At 62.1% G+C, this 20,646-nt stretch carries 18 protein-coding genes and 1 pseudogene; 9 read left to right on the plus strand and 10 right to left on the minus strand.

Annotated features, from left to right (window positions below; translation table 11 throughout):
- Positions 1-2: 2 nt before the first annotated feature.
- Positions 3-497: a DMT family transporter gene (locus tag ACA041_RS21705; RefSeq protein ID WP_497437387.1), complete on the minus strand. Its 495-nt coding sequence runs from the start codon at positions 495-497 to the stop codon at positions 3-5.
- 247 nt (positions 498-744) lie between these two features.
- Between ACA041_RS21705 and ACA041_RS21710 the strand changes: the two genes are divergently transcribed.
- On the plus strand, positions 745-1,680 hold the full coding sequence (locus ACA041_RS21710; protein ID WP_497437392.1) for a LysR family transcriptional regulator: 936 nt from the start codon (positions 745-747) through the stop codon (positions 1,678-1,680).
- A 30-nt stretch (positions 1,681-1,710) separates the two neighbouring features.
- On the opposite strand, the gene ACA041_RS21715 is transcribed toward ACA041_RS21710, so the two are convergent.
- Positions 1,711-3,027, minus strand: a complete 1,317-nt coding sequence (locus tag ACA041_RS21715) for a Na+/H+ antiporter family protein (protein WP_497442144.1) — start codon at positions 3,025-3,027, stop codon at positions 1,711-1,713.
- Positions 3,028-4,452: 1,425 nt separating this feature from the next.
- Between ACA041_RS21715 and ACA041_RS21720 the strand changes: the two are divergent.
- Together ACA041_RS21720 and ACA041_RS21725 are read left to right on the plus strand one after the other, a co-directional pair.
- Positions 4,453-4,599 (plus strand): annotated as a pseudogene (locus ACA041_RS21720) (HAMP domain-containing protein); the annotation flags it as partial.
- 102 nt (positions 4,600-4,701) lie between these two features.
- Positions 4,702-5,457: a methyl-accepting chemotaxis protein gene (locus tag ACA041_RS21725; RefSeq protein ID WP_497442145.1), complete on the plus strand. Its 756-nt coding sequence runs from the start codon at positions 4,702-4,704 to the stop codon at positions 5,455-5,457.
- Positions 5,458-5,602: 145 nt separating this feature from the next.
- Here ACA041_RS21725 and ACA041_RS21730 read toward each other — a convergent pair whose 3' ends face one another.
- Genes ACA041_RS21730 through ACA041_RS21745 form a run of 4 tightly spaced genes read right to left on the minus strand, consistent with a single transcriptional unit; the run spans position 5,603 to position 8,213 of the window.
- Positions 5,603-6,916, minus strand: a complete 1,314-nt coding sequence (locus tag ACA041_RS21730) for a sensor histidine kinase (protein WP_497437396.1) — start codon at positions 6,914-6,916, stop codon at positions 5,603-5,605.
- The gene (locus ACA041_RS21735; protein WP_497437399.1) at positions 6,913-7,581 is read right to left on the minus strand and encodes a response regulator transcription factor; all 669 of its coding nucleotides are present in this window, start codon (positions 7,579-7,581) and stop codon (positions 6,913-6,915) included. The genes ACA041_RS21730 and ACA041_RS21735 overlap by 4 nt, the downstream gene beginning before the upstream one ends.
- 3 nt (positions 7,582-7,584) lie before the next feature.
- Positions 7,585-7,905 (minus strand): PepSY domain-containing protein, encoded by a 321-nt coding sequence (locus ACA041_RS21740; RefSeq protein WP_497437402.1) that lies wholly within the window; start codon positions 7,903-7,905, stop codon positions 7,585-7,587.
- Positions 7,905-8,213 (minus strand): PepSY domain-containing protein, encoded by a 309-nt coding sequence (locus ACA041_RS21745; protein ID WP_497437406.1) that lies wholly within the window; start codon positions 8,211-8,213, stop codon positions 7,905-7,907. The genes ACA041_RS21740 and ACA041_RS21745 overlap by 1 nt, the downstream gene beginning before the upstream one ends.
- Positions 8,214-8,468: 255 nt before the next feature.
- On the opposite strand from ACA041_RS21745, the gene ACA041_RS21750 reads away from it, so the two are divergent.
- From ACA041_RS21750 to codA, 5 genes are all read left to right on the plus strand, one after another.
- Positions 8,469-9,548: a patatin-like phospholipase domain-containing protein gene (locus ACA041_RS21750; protein ID WP_497437409.1), complete on the plus strand. Its 1,080-nt coding sequence runs from the start codon at positions 8,469-8,471 to the stop codon at positions 9,546-9,548.
- A 94-nt stretch (positions 9,549-9,642) separates the two neighbouring features.
- On the plus strand, positions 9,643-9,999 hold the full coding sequence (gene queD / locus ACA041_RS21755) for a 6-carboxytetrahydropterin synthase QueD (RefSeq protein ID WP_019692825.1): 357 nt from the start codon (positions 9,643-9,645) through the stop codon (positions 9,997-9,999).
- Between the two features lie 223 nt (positions 10,000-10,222).
- Positions 10,223-11,053 carry an alpha/beta fold hydrolase gene (locus tag ACA041_RS21760; protein WP_497437414.1) on the plus strand — a complete coding sequence of 277 codons (831 nt, stop codon included), beginning with the start codon at positions 10,223-10,225 and terminating at the stop codon, positions 11,051-11,053.
- Positions 11,054-11,316: 263 nt separating this feature from the next.
- Positions 11,317-12,588, plus strand: a complete 1,272-nt coding sequence (gene codB, locus ACA041_RS21765; RefSeq protein ID WP_497437417.1) for a cytosine permease — start codon at positions 11,317-11,319, stop codon at positions 12,586-12,588.
- A gap of 13 nt (positions 12,589-12,601) precedes the next feature.
- A complete protein-coding gene (gene codA / locus ACA041_RS21770) occupies positions 12,602-13,849 on the plus strand; it encodes a cytosine deaminase (RefSeq protein ID WP_497437421.1) in 1,248 nt (415 codons plus the stop codon).
- Between the two features lie 113 nt (positions 13,850-13,962).
- Here the strand turns inward: codA and ACA041_RS21775 are convergent, their stop codons facing one another.
- Positions 13,963-14,955, minus strand: a complete 993-nt coding sequence (locus ACA041_RS21775) for a diaminopimelate epimerase (protein WP_497437425.1) — start codon at positions 14,953-14,955, stop codon at positions 13,963-13,965.
- 166 nt (positions 14,956-15,121) lie between these two features.
- Here ACA041_RS21775 and ACA041_RS21780 point away from each other — a divergent pair, with 166 nt between their 5' ends.
- Entirely contained in the window at positions 15,122-16,273 is a 1,152-nt protein-coding gene (locus ACA041_RS21780) for an MFS transporter (protein ID WP_497437428.1), read from the plus strand.
- Positions 16,274-16,395: 122 nt separating this feature from the next.
- Here the strand turns inward: ACA041_RS21780 and ACA041_RS21785 are convergent, their stop codons facing one another.
- From ACA041_RS21785 to ACA041_RS21795, 3 genes are all read right to left on the minus strand, one after another.
- Positions 16,396-18,819: a TonB-dependent siderophore receptor gene (locus ACA041_RS21785; protein WP_497437433.1), complete on the minus strand. Its 2,424-nt coding sequence runs from the start codon at positions 18,817-18,819 to the stop codon at positions 16,396-16,398.
- Positions 18,820-18,916: 97 nt separating this feature from the next.
- Positions 18,917-19,900 (minus strand): FecR family protein, encoded by a 984-nt coding sequence (locus tag ACA041_RS21790; RefSeq protein WP_497437437.1) that lies wholly within the window; start codon positions 19,898-19,900, stop codon positions 18,917-18,919.
- A gap of 40 nt (positions 19,901-19,940) precedes the next feature.
- Positions 19,941-20,441 (minus strand): sigma-70 family RNA polymerase sigma factor, encoded by a 501-nt coding sequence (locus ACA041_RS21795; protein ID WP_497437439.1) that lies wholly within the window; start codon positions 20,439-20,441, stop codon positions 19,941-19,943.
- Between the last annotated feature and the right edge of the window lie 205 nt (positions 20,442-20,646).

Consider the following 20,646-nt stretch of genomic DNA (forward strand, 5'->3'; position numbering starts at 1 on the left):
CATCAACCCCGAGCGATCAGAACAAGTGCCGCGAAAATCAGCAGCAAAGCCAGCCAACGTTCGCCGTTGACCTTTTTGCGGGTGGCGCCGAACCAGCCGAAGTGATCGATCAGCACGCTCTTTCCGACCTGCCCGGAGAGAATCGCGATCATGGTCATGGCGATGCCGATATGCGGCGTGGCCATGGTCAGCACCACCACGTAGATCGGCCCGAGAAACCCACCGATCAATTGCCAGCGCGGCAACTCGTTCAAGGCCGGCCCCTGTTGCGGGCCGCTGAACAACAGCAACAAAAACAGAATCGCCGAACCGACGCCGAAGATGCTCAAGGTCGCCCACAAGTGCCCGACCTGAACTCCCAGCGGCCCGAGCAGGCCGGCTTCCACGGAAAGTCCCATGCCGGCCAGGATCACCAGCGGCAGCAGCAATAGCCGCAACCCGGGTTTGGTGGTTGGCGTTGCGACAATATCAAGGTTGTCGATTGAAGAAGATTGCATCGGGAGCTCCTGTGTAGTCGATCAAAGCGCAAACCCTGTAGGAGCCAGCTTGCTCGCGAAGGACGTTAACGATCACGCGTGCTGTCTGGATGAACTCACCGCCCTCAGGTTCTTCGCGAGCAAGCTCGCTCCTACAAGGGGTTCGCGTTGTCCGTGGGATAGGCGTGCATTATCGGCTGGCGATGCTTTGCGATAAATGGGAGCATTCGAACAACACTTTTGCGCAACTTGCACAGCAGGTCTGACCATGCACGGCCTTAATGAATTAGGTTTCAAGGCACTTCGGCTATTTGTCGCGGTGCTGGATCACGGCAGCTTTTCCGAAGTTGCCCGCCGCGAGGGCCTGGCGCCCTCTTCGATTTCGCGGCAGATCCAGTTGATGGAACAGGCCTTGAGCCAGCAATTGCTCTATCGCCATACCCGCGCCGTGACGCCCACCGAGGCCGGGCGGATGCTTGGGCATCACGCGCGCCTGGTGCTGGTGCAACTGGAAGAGGCTGAACAAGCATTGCAGGAACAGCAAAGCGAACCGAGCGGATTGGTACGGATCAATGCACCGGTGGTGTTTGGCCAGCGACATCTGACGCCGTGGCTGGGTGCGCTATGCGCGCGTTACCCCAAGCTGCAACTGGATATCCAGCAGACGGACAGTTACGTCGATCCACTGCAGGAAGGCACCGACCTGCTGTTTCGCATCGGCCCGCTGCATGACTCGAGCATGCAGGCGCGAATTCTGGCGCCCCATCGTTTTCAGGTCGCCGCGAGCCCGGCTTATCTGGAGCGCCACGGTACGCCGCAACATCCCGCAGACCTGGCGGCCCATCAGTGCCTGGCCTACAAAGGCGTGACCGGCCAGCAGCGCTGGTTTTTTCGCCAGGGCCAACAGGACTGGACGCCCTGTTCGGTGAAAGGGCCGATCACCGGCAACCACGCCGACACCCTGACCCAGGCTGCCGAGCAGGGCCTGGGGCTGGTGATGTTTCCGTCGTGGCTGATTGGCGAAGCGGTGCGTAACGGCACGCTGGTGCCGGTGCTGAAGAACTATGAGGTGTCCAACAGCCTCGAACCGCAGCAAATCGCCGTACTCTGGCCGGGCAGCCGAAGGTTGTCGGTGAAGGTCAGGACGGTGATCGATTTCTATGTCGAGTGTTTTGGGGCGGTGCCGTATTGGGACAGGCCGTAAACCTGTCAGTTAAGGACTGAATACTGTGGGTTACAAGACCATCGCGGCCACCCAGCCAAACGCCAGCAGCGGCAGGTTGTAGTGCAGGAAGGTCGGGACCACGGTGTCCCAGATGTGGTGATGCTGGCCGTCGATGTTCAGGCCGGAGGTCGGGCCGAGGGTCGAGTCCGAGGCGGGCGAACCGGCGTCACCCAACGCGCCGGCGGTACCGACGATGCTGACGATCGCCAGCGGGCTGAAGCCCAGTTGCACGCACAGCGGCACGAAAATCACCGCCAGGATCGGTACGGTGGAAAACGACGAGCCGATACCCATGGTCACCAACAGGCCCACCAGCAACATCAGCAACGCACCAATAGCCTTGCTGTGGCCGATCCACGAGGCCGAGGTCTCGACCAGGGTCTGCACCTGCCCGGTGGCCTTGATCACTTCGCCAAAGCCGGAAGCGGCGATCATGATGAAGCCGATCATCGCCATCATCTTCATGCCTTCGGTGAACAGGTCGTCGGTGTCGCGCCATTTGACGATGCCCGACACCGAGAAAATCAGGAACCCCACCAGCGCGCCGATGATCATCGAGTCCAGCAGCAACTGAATGATGAACGCCGCGGCGATGGCCAGGCCGGCCACCATCAGGCTCAGCGGGTTGTACTGCACCGCCACCTGCTCGACCTGTTCGATTTTTTCCAGGTCGTAGACGCGCTTCTTGCGGTAGCTGATAAAGGCTGCCGCCAGCCCGAACACCATGCCCAACGCCGGGATGCCCATGGCATGGGTGACGTTGATGCCACTGATATCGACGCCGCTGCGGGCGACGTTGGCCAGCAGGATTTCATTGAGGAAGATGTTGCCGAAGCCCACGGGCAGGAACATGTACGGCGTGATCAGGCCGAAGGTGATGACACAGGCGATCAGCCGGCGGTCCAGTTGCAGCTTGGTCAGCACATAGAGCAGTGGCGGCACCAGCAGCGGAATAAAGGCGATATGTATCGGCAGGATGTTCTGGGAGGCGATGGCCACCACCCAGAGCAGGCCGATCAGCAGCCATTTGACCTGGCGGCCACCGGTGGCGTGCTGGCGATCGACCATCGCCAGGGCCTTGTCGGCCAGGGCATGGGCCAGGCCGGACTTGGCAATGGCCACCGCGAACGCCCCGAGCAGGGCGTAGGACAAAGCGACCGTCGCCCCGCCGCCGAGACCGCTGTTGAACGCCTTGAGCGTCGCGTCGATGCCCAGGCCACCGGTCAAGCCACCGACCAGCGCGCCCACGATTAGGGCGATCACCACATGCACGCGGGACAGGCTGAGTACCAGCATGACGCCGACCGCGGCAATTACTGCATTAATCATCAAAACCTCAAGCAATCGGAATGAGTCCGGCCGGCAGTCTGCGTGAGCCGCCAGCGGATTGAAGAATGGGTTTTATTAGAGGGCGCGCACTGTGCCGGACCGTCGCGGCCTTGTCAAAGCCAATACCCGCAGGGATGAACAACGGCGCCCCCTGTAGGGGGGCCTTTGCAAGTCGGCAATTTCAGGCCTGCCGCTTATTCGCCACGCGGCATAAAGAAAGCCGAAACCCGGCCGTTACAGTGCCGGGTCTCAGATAATTATCGAATAAAGGACGTCTCCATGTCGCTCAGACAACTTTCCATTCAATGGAAGATCACCCTGCTCGCCGGGCTGTGCCTGGCGGGTATCGTGACCCTGCTGGTGGGTCTTTCGCTGTACCGCATGGAGCAAAGCTCCGCGCTGGTGAAAGCCTCGAGCATGGAGATGCTCACCGAAGCCGCCCAGGCCCGGATCGAATCCCAGGGTGAAAACCAGGCACTGGTGATTCGCCAGCAGTTCATGGACGCCTACCAGTACGGCCACGGCTTTTCCCGCCAGGTGCTGTTCCTGCGCGACCAGGCGGAAAAACGCTTTCTCGACGCCTTCGACCTGCGCGAAGACCTGACACGCCAGGTCAAGTCGGCGCTGCAAGCCAACCCGGAGCTGCTCGGCCTGTCGCTGGTATTCGAAGCCAACGCGCTGGACGGCAAGGACGATCTGTTTGCCGGCCAGGCCGAGCTGGGCAGCAACGACAAGGGCCGTTTCGCCCTGTATTGGTCGCAACCGACACCCGGCAAGGTGGCCTCCATGGCGCTGCCGGAAAGCGACATGGCCGACACCAGCACCGGCCCCAGCGGCGAACCGGCCAACGCCTGGTTCACCTGCCCGCGCGCCACGCTCAAGCCCTGCGTGATCGAGCCCTACTTCTATGTGATCGACGGGCAGAAGGTGCTGATGACCAGCATCGTTTTCCCGCTCATGGTCAACGGCAAGGTCATCGCCTCGCTGTCGGTGGACATCAACCTCGACAGCCTGCAAGCGATCAGCCAGGGCGCCAGCAAGAAGCTGTATGACGGTCAGACCCATGTCAGCATCATCAGCCCGGTCGGCTTGCTCGCCGGCTACAGCCCCGATGCCAGTAAACTCAGCCAGCGCCTGGAGACCGTGGACCCGACCAACGGTGCCGAACTGATCCGCATGCTGGCCGCCAGTAGCCAGACCGAAAGCCTGCATAGCAAACAACAGTTGAAGGTGCTGGCGCCGTTCCAGCCGATTCCCGATGGCAAATCCTGGGGCGTATTGCTCGAGGTGCCGGATCAGGTGCTGGTCGGCCCTGCCGAAGCCCTGGAGAAACAACTCGATGACAGCAATACCGCCGGCACCCTGATGGAACTGGGCCTGGGCGCAGTGGCGGCGTTGATCGGCCTGTTGCTGGTGTGGCTGATGGCCCGCAGCGTGACCCGACCGATTCTCGGCGTGGCGCACATGCTCGAAGACATCGCCAGCGGCGAAGGCGACCTGACCCGGCGCCTGGCCTACGACAAGCAGGATGAACTGGGCCAGTTGGCCGGCTGGTTCAATCGCTTCCTCGACAAGCTGCAACCGATCATTGCCGAGGTCAAACGCTCGGTGCAGGACGCGCGCAGCACGGCGGACCAGTCCTCCGCCATTGCCACCCAGACCAGTGCCGGCATGGAACAGCAGTACCGCCAGGTGGATCAGGTCGCGACCGCCTCCCACGAAATGAGCGCCACCGCCCAGGACGTCGCCCGCAGCGCCGCGCAAGCGGCACAGGCGGCGCGGGATGCCGATCACGCCACCCGTCGTGGCCTGAGCGTGATCGACCAGACCACCACCAGCATCGACAACCTCGCCGCCGACATGAGCGCGGCCATGGTCCAGGTCGAAGGCCTGGCGGCCAACAGCGAGAAAATCGGTTCGGTGCTGGAAGTGATCCGTGCCATCGCCGAACAGACCAACCTGCTGGCCCTCAACGCCGCGATCGAAGCGGCGCGCGCCGGTGAGGCCGGACGCGGTTTTGCCGTGGTCGCCGATGAAGTGCGCAACTTGGCACGCCGCACCCAGGAGTCAGTCGAAGAAACCCGCCTGGTGATCGAGCAGTTGCAGAGCGGCACTCAGGAGGTGGTGGGTTCGATGAGCAACAGCCATCGACAGGCTCAGGGCAGCGTCGAGCAAGTGGGCCAGGCCGTGACGGCGCTGCGCCAGATCGGTGAAGCGGTGACGGTGATCAGCGACATGAACCTGCAGATCGCCAGTGCCGCGGAAGAGCAAAGCGCGGTGGCCGAAGAGATCAACAACAACGTGGCGACGATTCGGGATGTGACCGAGTCGCTGTCGGGCCAGGCCAATGAATCGGCGCGGGTGAGCCAGTCGCTCAACAGCCTGGCCAATCAGCAGCAGAGTTTGATGGATCAGTTTCGGGTGTGATCCTGATGTGCGCCCACTGAAGATCCAAATGTGGGAGCGAGCCTGCTCGCGAAGACGGCGGCACATTCAGCATTGATGTGACTGACAGACCGCTTTCGCGAGCAGGCTCGCTCCCACAGGTTTCTCGGTGTGCTTTAAATCGGGGTCAGCGTTTGGGCAATTCGATCACCACCTTCAGCCCGCCCCACTCGCTTTCCTCCAGCCGCATCACCCCGCCCCACGTATCAACGATGTCGCGCACGATTCCCAATCCCAGCCCATGCCCATCCATCTGTTCATCAAGCCGCGTGCCCCGACTGAACACCTGCTCGCGCCGGTCCTCGGGGATCCCCGGACCATCGTCTTCCACGCTTAGCACAAACCCTTGCGCGGTCTCGGCCACACTCAACCGAACTTCGGCATCCGCCCATTTGCAGGCATTGTCCAGCAGGTTGCCGAGCAACTCGAGCAAATCCTCCCGGTCCCACGGCAGTTGCAACCCCTGTGGCGCGACATAGCTGAGGTCCAGGTGTTCACCGTGGATCATGTTCAAGGTCGCCAGCAGTCCTGGCAGTTGCGCATCGCAATCAAACAGCGCCCCCGGTAACGCATCGCCGGACAATCGGGCGCGGTTGAGTTCGCGATTGAGCCGCTGCTGAACCTGCTCAAGCTGCGCCTTCAGGGTGGCACGCAGTTGCGGATGTGCGTCGAGCTTCTCGCTTGAAGCCAGGCTCAACAACACCGCCAGCGGCGTTTTCAAGGCATGCCCGAGGTTGCCCAGGGCATTGCGCGAACGCTTGAGACTGTCTTCGGTATGGGCCAGCAAATGGTTGATCTGCGCCACCAACGGCTCCAGCTCCACCGGCACCTGATCATCGAGTTGCGAGCGCTGTCCCTGCTGCAACTGGGCGATTTGTTCACGGGCCTTTTCCAGCGGACGCAAGGCGCGGCGCACGGTGATCCGCTGTAACAACAGAATCAGCAGCAACCCCGCCAGGCCCAGGCCGAGACCGACCTGTTGCATGCGCAAAAAACTGTCGCGCACCGGGGTGTAGTCCTGGGCGACGCTGATGGAAATCGACTGACCCAGGCGCCGATAGTCCGAACGCAATATCAGCAGCTGCTGCCCTTCCGGCCCCAGTTGCAGGTTGCTGTGCAGGCCGGGATGGTCCAGGCGCGGCAGTTCCTGATCCCAAAGTGAACGGGAGCGCCAATGGCTGTCGGCAAAATCGATGCGGAAATAATGCCCGGAGAACGGTCGCTGATAAGCCGGCGACAGATGTCGCTCATCCAGCTGCAACCCCTGGGGCCCGCGCACCAGTGCCACCAGCAGGCTTTCACTGTCGTTGCGCAGCCCGGCTTCGAGGTAGCGCTGCAAGCCCATTTCGAACAGCCACAGGCTGGTCTGCGCCAGCACCAGGCCGACGATCACCATCACGCTGATCAGGCCCAGGCTCAAGCGGCGCTGGATCGACCTCACCGGGCTTGCCCGCCGAACAGGTAACCCTGGCCGCGACGGGTTTCGATCACGCTGCGACCGAGTTTGCGCCGCAGGTGGTTGACGTGGACTTCCAGCACATTGGAATCGCGCTCGGTTTCACCGTCGTAGAGGTGTTCGGCGAGGTGGCTCTTGGACAGGATCTGTTCGGGGTGCAGCATGAAATAGCGCAGCAGGCGGAATTCAGCGGCGGTGAGCTGGATGTCGGCGCCGTCGCGGGTCACGCACTGGCGCCCTTCATCCAGATGCAAACCCGCCGCCTTGAGTGTCGGCTGGTTGGCCTGGCCGTGGGAGCGGCGCAACAGCGACTGGATTCGCAGGTGCAACTCTTCAGGATGGAAAGGTTTGGTCAGGTAGTCGTCGGCGCCGGCCTTGAGGCCTTCGATGCGTTCGGCCCAGGAGCCGCGGGCCGTGAGGATCAGTACCGGGGTGGTCAGGCCGCCGGCCCGCCATTGGGTCAGCACCTCGAGGCCCGGCAACCCCGGCAGGCCAAGGTCGAGGATGATCAGGTCATAAGGCTCGCTGCTGCCCTGATACACCGCGTCGCGACCGTCCGCCAGCCAGTCCACGGCGTAGCCCTGGCGGTTGAGGCCGGCCATCAATTCATCGGCCAGGGGCACGTGGTCTTCCACCAGGAGCAAACGCATCGGTCAATCTTCCTTGTCTTTCAATAACTGGCCAGTGGTGGCGTCAAGGTCCAGTTCACGGACCACGCCTTCGGCGGTCAACAATTCGACTTCATAAATGTAGACGTCGTGCTTTTCCTCGAGCTCGGCTTCCAGCAGCTTGGCTCCGGGGTAACGGTCCAGCGCCTGCTGCAGCAGCTGCTCCAGCGGCAGGATCACCCCTTGCTGACGCAGGCGCAGGGCTTCGTCCTGATCCAGGTCGCGGGCCATCGCCATCGAGCAAAAAACCAGCAGCGCCAGGGCCAGGCGGCTGGCGCGCCGGTCTGCAATACAAAGCACCTTCATTACGTATCCTGATGATCCTTGAGCACCTGCCCGCTGACGGCGTCCAGTTCCAGGTCCCACTCGATGCCTTGTGGATCACGCATTTCCACCTGGTAGATGTACTTACCGTATTCTTCTTCCAGTTCGGTTTCGGTGATGGTGGAACCTGGGTGTTTGGTCAATGCCGTGGCGTTGAGCTTCTCGAAAGACACAATGGTACCAGCGTCGCGCAGTCGCAGGGCTTCGTCGGGGCCGAGGTCGCGAGCCTGGGCGATGCCGGCGGTCAGGGTGATGAGGGTAGCGGTGAACAGGGCAGTCAAAGGTTTCATGGGTGTCTCCGTATTTTTATGTGTTGCTTACGGCGGCCACTTTAGCGATTGCAACTTAACTGAAACTGAATTGCCATCATTGGAGCTGGCACCACGATATCGCGGACCTGCCCCGCCCCTTGCTCGCGATGCTGGCCAACGATGACGGGGGTTCTCTGAAACAACGCGGCGCCGATTCGTCCTTCGCGAGCAAGCTTCGCTCCTACAGGGGGCGGGGGGCTTATAATCCTTCGTTCGCCAGACACTGAGACCGGTATGACCGCCATCCACATCAAGTTCCCGTCCCTGACCCTCAAAGCCGGCCCCCGTGCCTTCGCGCGCATCCGTGAGAACGGTCTGAGCGCCGCCGACGTTGGCACGCTGCCCGGTGCCGCAGGAGGTCCCAAGGCGCTGGGCATTCAAGGTCTGGACCTGGCGCTGTTCGGCGAATGGCTGCCGGCGGTACCGCGGGAGCGTTCGTTGATCGGTGCCTCGGTAGGCTCGTGGCGCTTCGCCAGCGCCTGCCTGCCGGACGCTGTCGAGGGCATTCGCCGCCTCGGTCATCTGTACACCGAGCAGAACTTCGCCAAAGGCGTGACCATGGCGCAGATCAGCCAGAGCTCCCAGCGCATGTTGGATGAACTGCTCGACGGCCGCGACGCCTCAATCCTGAACAACGCCCATTACCGGCTGAACATCATGGTGGTCAAAAGCCACGGCTTGCTCGCGCAGGATCATCGCGGCCGGCTGGGATTGGGCCTGTCGTCGGTGATCGCCGACAACCTGCGCGGTCGCGCGCGGCTGTCGCGGCATTTCGAACGGCTGATCATCCACGACCCGCGCCTGGCGCCACCGCTCAATGCGCTGAACGATTTCCCGTCGCGCTTCATCGCCCTGGATGCCGGCAACCTGCGCCAGGCCTTGCTCGCGTCAGGCTCGATTCCGATGGTGATGGAAGGCGTGCGCGACCTGCCGGGCGCCGGCACAGGCACTTTCCGCGACGGCGGTCTGCTGGACTATCACCTGGACCTGCCCTACAGCGGCAATGACATCGTGCTCTATCCGCACTTCACCGACCGGGTCATTCCCGGCTGGTTCGACAAGACCCTGCCCTGGCGCCGTGCCTGTCCAGCGCGCCTGCAGGACGTGCTGCTGCTGGCGCCGTCGAAGCAATACCTGGCGCGCCTGCCCTACGGCAAGCTGCCGGATCGTAATGATTTCAAGCGCTTCATGGGCGATGCCCCGAGCCGGCAAAAGTACTGGCGCGCGGCGATGGATGAAAGCCGCAGGCTGGGTGACGAGTTCCTCGAACTCGCCTCGAGCGGTCGTCTCGGCGAGCGCTTGCTGACCCTTTAGTCAGTGTTTTCCCGCAAGCCCAAACGCAAACTGTTAAACTCGCCGCCTGCCCTCATCGCCGCGGCGATCGCCACCTGACAGAGCTCAAACCACTGTGGAAATCTTCAAAGAGTTTACTTTCGAATCCGCCCACCGCCTGCCCCACGTCCCGGAAGGCCACAAGTGCGGTCGCCTGCACGGTCACTCGTTCAAAGTGGCGATTCATTTGAGTGGCGATCTTGATCCGCATACCGGCTGGATTCGTGATTTTTCGGAGATCAAGGCGATCTTCAAGCCGCTGTATGAGCGGCTGGATCATAATTATCTGAATGACATTCCTGGCCTGGAGAATCCTACCAGTGAAGTGTTGGCCAAGTGGATCTGGAATGAATTGAAGCCACTATTGCCGGAACTCAGCGCAATTCGTATCCACGAAACCTGCACCAGCGGCTGCATCTATCACGGCGAGTAAAACCGATCTAAAGGCCGATAAAAGTCCCTGTGGGAGCGACGGTGCGACCTGCTCGCGAAAGCCATCTATCAGTCGCCAACTGCATTGACTGATACACCGCTTTCGCGAGCAGGCTCGCTCCCACAGAGAACCGCGTTTCGTCAGTGAATAAAAAAACAGCCTTCATTGGCTGTTTTTTTATGCCTATGCTTTTTGGCTCGCAATACGCCAAGAGGACGTACCCATGACTGACTGGCCGCTGGCTCAGACCTTTCGTTTCAACGGGCACTCCGTGCGCTTCGCCGTCCGGGGCGACGGCCCACCGCTGGTGTTCGTGCATGGCACGCCCTTCTCTTCTTACGTATGGCACCGGATTGCGCCGCATTTCATCACCAGCCACCGGGTGCATTACTTCGACCTGCTGGGTTATGGGCTGTCCGATAAAGTCGAGGGCGACGTGTCGCTGGGTGTGCAGAACGAATTGCTGGCCCGACTGTTGGAGCATTGGGGGTTGGATTGCCCGGATGTGGTGGCCCACGACTTCGGCGGCGCGACCGTGTTGCGTGCTCATCTGCTCAATGGCAAGGACTACCGCAGCCTGACGCTGATCGACCCGGTGGCGCTGTCGCCCTGGGGGTCGCCGTTCGTGCAGCATGTGCGCCAGCATGAAGCGGCCTTCAGCGGGCTGCCCGATTACATCCAGCGGGCGATCGTCCCGGCCTATATCCGCGGGGCGATCAAGCGCGACATCGCCGATGAGGAACTCGCGCCGTATGTGCAGCCGTGGCTGGGCGATCCGGGGCAAGCGGCGTTCTATCGGCAGATTGCGCAGATGGATGAGCGTTATACCCGGGAGGTCGAGGGCCAATACCCGGCGATCCGCTGCCCGGTGCAGATTCTTTGGGGCGAGGATGATCAGTGGATTCCCATCGAGCGTGGCAGGGCATTGCACCAGATGATCCCGGGGTCGCAGTTTTATCCGGTTCCGAATGCCGCACATCTGGTTCAGGAAGATGCACCTGAAGCCATCGTCGCGGCATTGCTGCGGTTTTTGCCGCTACACAAATCCCCCTGAAGCAACCTGTATCCCCTGTGGGAGCGAGCTTGCTCGCGATATCAGTGGTTCAGTAAACATTGTATCGACTGACACACCGCTATCGCGAGCAAGCTCGCTCCCACAGGAGTTCTCCCACAGAGATCCTGTGTTGCTTCAGAGGCACCGCTTTCGCGCCCTCCCCCAACCAAACGCCCTCGCTCGTCTATAAATAACAACACCACCCCCGCTTGGCACGACCACTGCAACACCCTTCGCGTCCCCACCCCAGCAAGGAACGCCCCATGACGCAGAACGATCCCGGCAACGATTACCCCCTCAGCGAAGTGCCGATGCACGCCCGCAAAGGCCTGGCCTCCACCGCCATGGTGCTGCTCGGGTTCACCTTTTTTACCGCGACCATGTTTGCCGGCGGCAAGCTCGGTGTTGCGTTCGATTTTGGCGAGATGATGGCGGTGATTGTCGTCGGCAATCTGCTGCTGGGACTGTACGCCGCGGGACTGGGCTACATCGCATTCAAGAGTGGCCTCAATTCGGTACTAATGGGGCGTTTCTGCTTCGGTGAAGTGGGCAGCAAGCTCAGCGACCTGATCCTCGGCTTTACCCAGATCGGCTGGTACGCCTGGGGCACGGCGACCGCGGCCGTGGTGTTGGGCAAGTATTTCGAACTGAGCGAAGCCGCCATCCTCGGCCTGATGGTGCTGTTCGGCCTGGTGTTTTGCGCCACGGCCTATGTCGGTTATCGCGGACTGGAAATTCTGTCGTACATCGCCGTGCCCGCCATGATGGTGTTGCTGATGCTGTCGATGTGGGTCGCCACGGTAAAGGTTGGCGGGCTTGACGGCTTGCTCGCGGTCGTGCCGACGGCCACCCTGGATTGGTCGACCGCCATTACGCTGGTGTTCGGCACCTTTGTCAGTGGCGCGACCCAGGCGACCAACTGGACGCGCTTCTCACGCTCTGCCAGGGTCGCGGTCCTGGCCAGCCTGATCGGTTTCTTTATCGGCAACGGCCTGATGGTGTTGATCGGCGCCTACGGTGCCATCGTCTACCAGCAGCCGGACGTGGTCGAAGTGTTGCTGCTGCAGGGGTTCGCCATGGCCGCGATGGCGATGCTGCTGCTCAATATCTGGAGCACCCAGGACAACACCATCTACAACTTCGCGGTCGCCGGCTGCAACCTGCTGCGTACCGGTCGGCGCAAGACCTTGACCCTGGCCGGCGCGGTGATCGGCACGCTGCTGGCGCTGCTGGGCATGTACGACTATCTGGTGCCGTACCTGATTCTGCTGGGCACGGTAATTCCACCGATCGGTGGCGTGATCATGGCGGACTTTTTTTATCGCTACCGCGGTCAATATCCACGTCTGGCCGATGCCCGGCTGCCGGCGTTCAACTGGTCAGGTCTGAGCGCCTATGCGGTCGGCACCATCGCTGCGTTCAGTTCGCCATGGATCGCGCCACTGGTAGGGATCGCCGCTGCCGCGCTAACGTATGTGATATTGACCGGGGTACTCGGCGCCCGTACCGCCAACGCGCCACTCGAAGATCTATAAAAGGATTCGCCTGATGCACATCATCAACGCTCGCCTGCGCAACCAAGAAGGGTTGCATGAGTTGCACCTGGAAAACGGCCTGATCAGCAACATCGGCCGACAGATCGAGGCACCGACCCTGGGTCCCGATGACCTGGATGCCGGTGGCAATCTGGTGGTGCCACCCTTCGTCGAGCCACACATCCACCTCGATGCCACGCTGACCGCCGGCGAGCCGCGCTGGAACATGAGCGGCACACTGTTCGAGGGCATCGAGTGCTGGAGCGAGCGCAAGGTGACGATCACCGAGGAAGACACCAGGACCCGCGTCAGGAAAACCATCCAGAGCCTCGCGGCCCATGGCATCCAGCATGTGCGCACCCACGTTGACGTCACCGACCCGCAACTGACGGCGCTCAAGGCAATGCTCGAAGTGCGCGAAGAAAGCCGGCACCTGGTCGACATGCAAATCGTCGCCTTCCCCCAGGAGGGCATCGAGTCGTACCGCAATGGCCGGGAGTTGATGGAGGAAGCGATTCGCATGGGCGCCGATGTGGTCGGCGGCATTCCCCATTTCGAGTACACCCGGGATCAGGGGGTGAGCTCGGTGAAGTTCCTGATGGACCTGGCCGAGCGTACGGGTTGCCTGGTGGACGTGCACTGCGATGAAACCGACGACCCGCATTCGCGCTTTCTCGAAGTGCTGGCCGAAGAAGCCCGCAGCCGCGACATGGGTTCACGGGTCACCGCCAGCCATACCACGGCCATGGGCTCCTATGACAACGCCTACTGCGCCAAGCTGTTTCGCCTGCTCGGGCATTCCGGGATCAGTTTTGTCTCCTGTCCCACCGAAAGCATTCACCTGCAAGGGCGCTACGACAACTTCCCGAAACGCCGGGGCGTGACCCGGGTCAATGAATTGCTCGAAGCGGGCATGAACGTGTGTTTCGGCCAGGACTCGATCGTCGACCCCTGGTATCCGCTGGGCAACGGCAACATCCTGCGGGTGCTGGAAGCCGGCTTGCACATCTGCCATATGCTCGGTTACCGCAACCTGCAAAGTGCGCTGGACCTGGTGACCGACAATAGCGCCAAGGCCATGGCCCTGGGTGATCGCTATGGACTGGAACGGGGACGGCCGGCGAATTTGCTGATCCTGTCGGCGGACAGCGATTATGAAGTGATTCGCAGCCAGGGCTTGCCGCTGTATTCGGTGCGCGCGGGCAAGGTGTTGATGAAGCGGCAGATGCCGGTGGTGGAGTTTTTCGGGGGGCAGGGCTGAATGTTGCGTTGACTGGGCTGACGCCATCGCGAGCAAGCTCGCTCCCACATTGGATCTGTGTCGTTCACAAATCCCCTGTGGGAGCGAGCTTGCTCGCGATGGGGATCTATCAATCAACCAATCAATTGAGCCATACCAAACAGGCTGACCCGACTCAACTCCCCCTGCTCTTCTTCCAGCAAGATCGGCGCCGTGCCGCCGGGCATGACAACTTTAACTTCACCCGCAGCAACCCACCCCACCCGCCACGCCGCACAAGCCACCGCACTGGCGCTGGTCCCCGACGACGCCGTCGGCCCTTCGCCACGCTCGAACACCCGGGCAACGATCCGCCCTTCGGACTCAAGCATCGCCCATTGCAAATTGATCCCGGCGGGACACGGCACGCCTGCCCCGGTTGGCATGGCATAGGCGATCCGCGTCAACCCTTCGGACACGCCCGGTTGGCGCATCTGTTCATTACTGGGCAAGGCAGCTGCATCCTCCACAAGGGTCACGCAATGCGGATTGCCCACCCGCGTGAACTGGCTGCGTGACCATGCCGCATTCAGTGACGACAAAGGCTGCACGTGGCTGAGTTCGCGCCCGTTCAACGCTACGCTTTCAACCCCCTGGGCACTGACAGCCCCGGGCCCGAACGAGGGTTTGCCCAGGTCCAGCCAAAACCCGTCAACACCTTCAACCTGCGCCGGCTTCACCAATGTTTCCCCCGGTGAACCCACGTCGGCCTTGTCGTGATGAACCCTGAGCCAACACGCCTCGCCCTCAGGCCAAAGCCCCTGGTCGCAGAGCGCCTGGGAAAAAATCGTCAGCCCATTGCCACTGCGCTCGGCCAGGGTGCCGTCGGTATTGACGATCAGCAGATCAAAGGGCCGCGCTGACTGGAACGGGCCCACCAGTAAACCATCGCTGCGATGGTCCTTGCTGCCGGGTGGTCGGGTGCCGGGGGCCCACCCACAGTAAGCCTCGATGGCCGCCAACGCCCAGGCTTCGCGGGTATGCGCTGCAAGGCCGGCCTGATCGGGCAAGTCGATACCGTCGCGGCGCATTTCCTCAGGCGCCACGACCAGGTAGATATTGCCTCGTGCATCGTATCTTCGCGCCATGGCGCCCCCTCTGAAGGCATCGATTGGGGCACAACATATCGCGAAACAGCACCTGGCTGTGCAAGGATGTCACCCTGCCTGACCGCGAACCCGTCGGGACGCTGATCGAACCTCACCGGTGAGCCACTGTCCCTTGGAGACGCGACGTTTTTTGCCAAGGATTGATATGACCAACCTCAACACCCCGACCTCATTCGTTCCCGGTCGCCTGGAACAAATGTCCACGCGCATCGCGTTTTTCATCGCAGGCGCGGGCATCGCCGCGTGGGCGCCGCTGGTGCCTTATGCCAAGGCCCGGGCCGGGCTGGATGAAGGCACCCTCGGTTTACTGTTGCTGAGCCTGGGGGTGGGCTCAATTCTGGCGATGCCGATGGCCGGGATCCTGGCCACGCGCTTCGGCTGTCGCCGGGTGGCTGTGGGCGGGACGTTGCTGATCTGCCTGGCCTTGCCGTTGCTGGCGACGGTGTCGTCGATTCCGGCGCTGATCGCGGCCTTGTTCCTGTTCGGTGCAGGCCTGGGAACCGTGGATTCGACGGTGAACCTGCAAGCGGTGATCGTCGAGCGGGCCAGCGGCAAGACCATGATGTCCGGCTTTCATGGCTTGTTCAGCCTTGGCGGCATCGTCGGTGCGGCGGGCGTCAGCGGGTTGCTGGGCCTGGGCGTATCGCCACTGGGGGCGACGCTGGTGGTGAACGTGCTGCTGCTGATCGCGCTGTGCAAGGCCGCGCCGCACCTGTTGCCCTACGGCAGCGAAAGTTCGGGACCGGCGTTTGCCGTGCCCCACGGCATTGTGCTGTTCATCGGCGGGATGTGTTTCATCGTGTTCCTCGCCGAAGGCGCGGCACTGGACTGGAGCGCGGTGTTCCTGGCCCAGGAGCGCGGGCTCGACACCGCCTATGCAGGGCTGGGTTATGCGGCGTTTGCGCTGACCATGACCGTCGGGCGCCTGACCGGTGACGCGATTGTGCGGCGCCTGGGCGCCACCAGAGTTATTGTGTTCGGTGGGCTGACGGCGGCGGCCGGGCTGTTCCTCGCGACGTTTGCGCCGGACTGGGAGATGGCGCTGGTGGGTTATGCGCTGCTCGGGGCAGGTTGTTCGAACATTGTTCCGGTGCTGTACACCGCCGTCGGCAAACAGACGGTCATGCCTGAAAGCGTCGCGGTGCCGGCCATTACCACCCTCGGTTATGCCGGGATTCTGGCCGGGCCCGCAGTGATCGGGTTTATCGCCCATGGCAGCAGTTTGAGTTTTGCGTTTGGGCTGATGGCGGTGTTGCTGGTGGCGGTGGCCATTGGCGGGAAGGTGTTGAAGGTTTAAAAGCTTAGCGGGCAAGCCCGCTCCCACACTTGATCGGCGTCGTACACATAAGCTGTGTACGCTGAAGATCCCTGTGGGAGCGAGCCTGCTCGCGAAAGCGATGTGTCAGGCACCTCGATCTATCAAAACCCCACACTGGCCTGCACAAAGAACGTGCGCGGCGCACCCACGTACATCCCCGAGTTGTTGTCGCTGGAGCGGGTGAAGTACTGCTTGTCGAAGATGTTTTTCACGCCGGCGCCGACCTTCAGGTTCGACAGCGTCGGTCCGAAGTCATAACCACCACGTACGTTCCAGGTGACGTAACCCGGAATGTCGCCGTACTGGCCATCTGCAGTGCCTTCGGTGATGTAATTGCCGCTGAAGCTGCCATCGGCATTCACCGCAACGCCCGGCGAGCGCTGCCTGGACTGGGCGAAGGCATCGAGGTTGTAGGTCCAGCGGTTGATGTCGTAACGCAGGCCGGCGGTTGCCACCTGGCGCGAGTAGAACGGCAGGTCACGACCCTTGAAGCCTGGAATTTCACCTTCATAGACGGCGCGGGTGTAGGTGAACCCGGCATTGGCGGTCAGGCCGTCGAGCCGTGGGTCGAGTGCGGCCATGTCGTAGTGCACCGACGCTTCGATGCCCTGGTGCGTGGTCGCGCCGAGGTTGGTCCAGCCCGCGTCGTTGCTGATGTACTGCAACTCTTTATCGAAGTCGATGTAGAACAGCGTCACCTCGCCACCCCACACATCATTGTTGTAGCGCGTGCCGACCTCATAGGTCTTGGCCTTTTCCGGTTCCAGGCCACTGGCGGTTTCGTCACCCGTGCCACCCTGGCCGAGCTGGAAATACTGCAGGCTGCCGAACGAGGTTTCGTAGTTGGCGAACAGCTTCCAGGCATCGGACAGGTGATACATCACGCTCAGGGCCGGCAGCGGTTCGTTGCTTTCGATGCTGCGGCGCTTTTCCGGCACCGGCCGGCCCGCGGTGTCGAGCACGGGGCGGTCGTGCCAGTCGGTGCTGATGTGTTCGAAGCGGATACCCGGGGTGATCGTCCAGTTACCGACATCGATCTTGTTATCGACGTACACCGAGTTGGCTTCAGTGCCTCCGGTACGGTCCTGGTAGACATGGCCGTCCGAACCCGGACGCACCACCGGTTCGTTGTTGACCAGCGCCAGGCGGCTGGCCTCCTCGTGCATGGCTTCCTTGAGGTAGCGATAACCGACGCTGACTTCCTGGGTGGTCGGGCCGACGTCGAACACACGGGACACCCGCGGCTCGATGCCGAAGGTGTAGTAGGTACGCGGGAACGAGCCCAGGGTCCGCTGATCGCGGGCGGCGATGTTACTGCCGCGGAAGCTGTCGGTGTAGTAGGTCAGCACTTCGGCCTGGGTGCGATCGTCGATCTGCCGGATCCACTTGAACGAAACGTCCTTGCGGCGCCCGCTGAAATTGTCGTTGTTGCGGTCGGACTGAAACGGATTGGCGTCGTACTGCGCCTGGGTCAGGCCGCCGGGCATGTCGGCACTGGCGTCGTAGTAGTGAAAATTGAGGCTGAAATCGTCGACATCGGTGGGCGCCCAGTGCGTCTTGAGCAGCACGTCGTCGATGTCGTTACCGTTGTTGCGTTCCCGGTAACCGTTGCCGTTCACGCCCGAGTACAACAGCGCCACGCCGATGCCGTTGTCCGCGGTGCCGCCGACGAACGCCGTGTCGATGTGCTTCCAGCCACCGTGCTGGGAGGTTTCCAGGGTGCTGCCGATTTCGGCGGAAGCTTTCTGCGGGATCGCGCGGGTCACGAAGTTGATCACGCCACCGACGTTCTGCGGCCCGTAGCGCACGGAACCGGCACCGCGAACGACGTCGATGCTGTCGAGGTTGCCGGAGGAAATCGGAGCCATGGACAGTTGCGGCTGGCCATACGGGGCGAAGGCTGCCGGCACGCCGTCGATCAGTACGGTGGAGCGTGGCGACAGGCGCGAGGTCAGGCCACGCACGCCGACGTTGAGGGAAATGTCGCTGCCGCCGGTGCCGTTGGCCTCCTGCACTTGCACACCGGGCACGCGCTTCAACACGTCGCCGACGTTCATCGCGCCTTGCTCGACCATCGCCTCGCGGCGGATCACGGTGCGGGCGCCAGGGTGGTTTTGCACCACGGCGGCATCCGCGTCACCGAGCCAGTCGCCAACCACCTTGATGTCGGTCACGCCCAGTTCCAGCGGACCATTGGCCGCCGAACTCGGTGCCGGCAGCAACGTCACCGAACCCTGGTCGATCTGGTATTGCAGACCGCTGCCTTGCAGCAGCTGGCGCAACGCGTCTTCTGGCGAAAGGTTGCCATCCACCGCCGGGGCCTGTTTGCCGGCGACCAGCTCAGGGCTGAAAAACACCTGCAACGAGGTTTGCTGGCCCAGTTCACTCAGGGCCTGACCCAGGGGTTGCGCCGGAATATGAATCGCATCGGCGGCAAAGGCCTGGGGCAGCGCAACGTTGACCGCCAGCGCGAGGGCCAGCGGCAGCCAAGGTAATTTGTTGTTTTTAGCGGTGGATTTATTCACGTCGAACCTAGCCCTGTGGATCGCAAGAGTGTGCGCTTGTTAATGCAAACCAGTTGCAGTTGGACTAGAAGACGATGAACTCGAAAAAAACCTGAATCTATTTTGAAATTATTTGCTGGCTGCCATCATCGAGGGTGCGCACGGCCACCGGCAGGATGCTCGGCAGAGCCTTGAGCAGCGCGTCGGTATTGTCGGATTTGAACACGCTGGTCAGGCGCAGATTGCCCACTTTGTCGTTGCCGACGGTCAGCGGTTTGTCCCGATAGCGCGACACTTCTTCAGCGACTTCGGCCAGGCTGGCGTTGTTGAACACCAGTTTGCCGCTGCGCCAGGCGGTCAGTTGCGCAGGATTGACCGCATAGGCGGCGGCCACTTTGCCCTGGGCATCGACCCGGGTACCCAGGCCAGCGGTGAGGCTGATGAAATCATTGTCGCCAGCCTCTCGGCCTTGAACCTTGACCGTGCCCTGCTCCACCACGACCCGGGTTTCAGTGGCACCGCGACGCACGTCGAAACGGGTGCCGGTGACCGTGACCTTGCCACTGCCGGCCTCGACCACGAACGGCCGGTCACTGTCGTGCTCGACGCTGAACATCGCTTCGCCTTGCATCAGCTCGATGCCACGATGATCCTTTGCATAGCGCACCTGAACGCGGCTGCGGCTGTTCAGGTCGATCAGCGAACCATCCGGCAACGCCACCTGGCGTCGTTCACCCGGTGCCGTGGAAAACTCGGCCGTGTAGATCGCCGGGCGATGCAAACCGCTGAACAGCCCTACCCCGACGGTCACGGCCAAGACGCTGGCGGCCACCGCATATCGCAGCAGCGAGCGACGTTTGCCGCGGGCCGGCGGGGTTTCACACAACGCTTGCAGACGCGCGCGGGGCAGCAGATCAGCCGCGCTCCACATCCCCTCAAGCAATTGAAACTCGTCGCGATGCTGGGGGTGTTCGTTCAGCCATAGCTCGAAGCGTCGACGTTCTTCAACGTCCACCGCCGGTTCCTGCAAACGCACAAACCACTGCGCCGCCTCGTCGCGAACCGCTGTTTGCCCGCACGCGCAATCACGAGTATCCATCATGGAAGTTCCTGTCTGGCCGGGGATGAGAAGGCGCGATCCATCATGATTGCAACCCGTCCAGGCGGTCACGCAAATGCCGCAGGGTGCGGATCATATACTTTTCCACCATGTTCTTGGACAGCCCCAGGCGTTCGGCGATTTCGGCCTGGGTCAGGCCTTCGATCTTTTGCCAGACGAACACCTTGCGGCAGTTGACCGGAAGTTCGGTGAGCGCCCGCTCGATGGAATCAGCCAACTGGATCGCATGCATGAAATGCTCCGGGTCGCCGGACGACGACACACTGTGATCGATCGCCTCCGACTCCATGGCGCCCCGCCGATCCTCACGTCGATAACCATCCACCGCGATATTGCGCGCAGTCTGGTGCAAGTACGCCCGAGGTTGCACCACAGCGGCCGAATCGGACTCAAGCACCCGCACGAAGGTGTCGTGGGCCAGATCCTCGGCCTGCTGACGATTTCTCAGGCGACGGGTCCAGGTGCCAACCAACTCTTCGTAATGCTCGAAAAAGCCGTGTCTGCGGGGCAGCTTGGGGGTCATTGCGGCGTGCTGTAGAGACGGGGCGTGAATAGTAATGCTTCCTATTAACCGGACGCAATGGATTCCAGACCGGCACCCCACCCTGTCAATGGCCTATACGGTAAACGGGCGCTCCGACAGCAGCGACCCATGGGACGCATCACGCGATTGCACCGCCGAACTGGACCCTTTTAATAATCCTAATGGACACCCCCCAGAACAGGGT

This window comes from Pseudomonas sp. LBUM1676 (assembly GCF_059695605.1).

What these genes read in the sequence shown, in the direction of transcription:
- ACA041_RS21745 (WP_497437406.1), bottom strand. Translation starts at nt 8,213, where the DNA reads ATGAAACCTTTGACTGCCCTGTTCACCGCTACCCTCATCACCCTGACC.
- ACA041_RS21790 (WP_497437437.1), bottom strand. Translation starts at nt 19,900, where the DNA reads ATGATGGATACTCGTGATTGCGCGTGCGGGCAAACAGCGGTTCGCGAC.
- ACA041_RS21760 (WP_497437414.1), top strand. Translation starts at nt 10,223, where the DNA reads ATGACTGACTGGCCGCTGGCTCAGACCTTTCGTTTCAACGGGCACTCC.
- ACA041_RS21780 (WP_497437428.1), top strand. Translation starts at nt 15,122, where the DNA reads ATGACCAACCTCAACACCCCGACCTCATTCGTTCCCGGTCGCCTGGAA.
- ACA041_RS21705 (WP_497437387.1), bottom strand. Translation starts at nt 497, where the DNA reads ATGCAATCTTCTTCAATCGACAACCTTGATATTGTCGCAACGCCAACC.
- ACA041_RS21735 (WP_497437399.1), bottom strand. Translation starts at nt 7,581, where the DNA reads ATGCGTTTGCTCCTGGTGGAAGACCACGTGCCCCTGGCCGATGAATTG.
- ACA041_RS21740 (WP_497437402.1), bottom strand. Translation starts at nt 7,905, where the DNA reads ATGAAGGTGCTTTGTATTGCAGACCGGCGCGCCAGCCGCCTGGCCCTG.
- ACA041_RS21775 (WP_497437425.1), bottom strand. Translation starts at nt 14,955, where the DNA reads ATGGCGCGAAGATACGATGCACGAGGCAATATCTACCTGGTCGTGGCG.
- codA (WP_497437421.1), top strand. Translation starts at nt 12,602, where the DNA reads ATGCACATCATCAACGCTCGCCTGCGCAACCAAGAAGGGTTGCATGAG.
- ACA041_RS21750 (WP_497437409.1), top strand. Translation starts at nt 8,469, where the DNA reads ATGACCGCCATCCACATCAAGTTCCCGTCCCTGACCCTCAAAGCCGGC.
- ACA041_RS21710 (WP_497437392.1), top strand. Translation starts at nt 745, where the DNA reads ATGCACGGCCTTAATGAATTAGGTTTCAAGGCACTTCGGCTATTTGTC.
- ACA041_RS21795 (WP_497437439.1), bottom strand. Translation starts at nt 20,441, where the DNA reads ATGACCCCCAAGCTGCCCCGCAGACACGGCTTTTTCGAGCATTACGAA.
- codB (WP_497437417.1), top strand. Translation starts at nt 11,317, where the DNA reads ATGACGCAGAACGATCCCGGCAACGATTACCCCCTCAGCGAAGTGCCG.
- ACA041_RS21725 (WP_497442145.1), top strand. Translation starts at nt 4,702, where the DNA reads ATGGAACAGCAGTACCGCCAGGTGGATCAGGTCGCGACCGCCTCCCAC.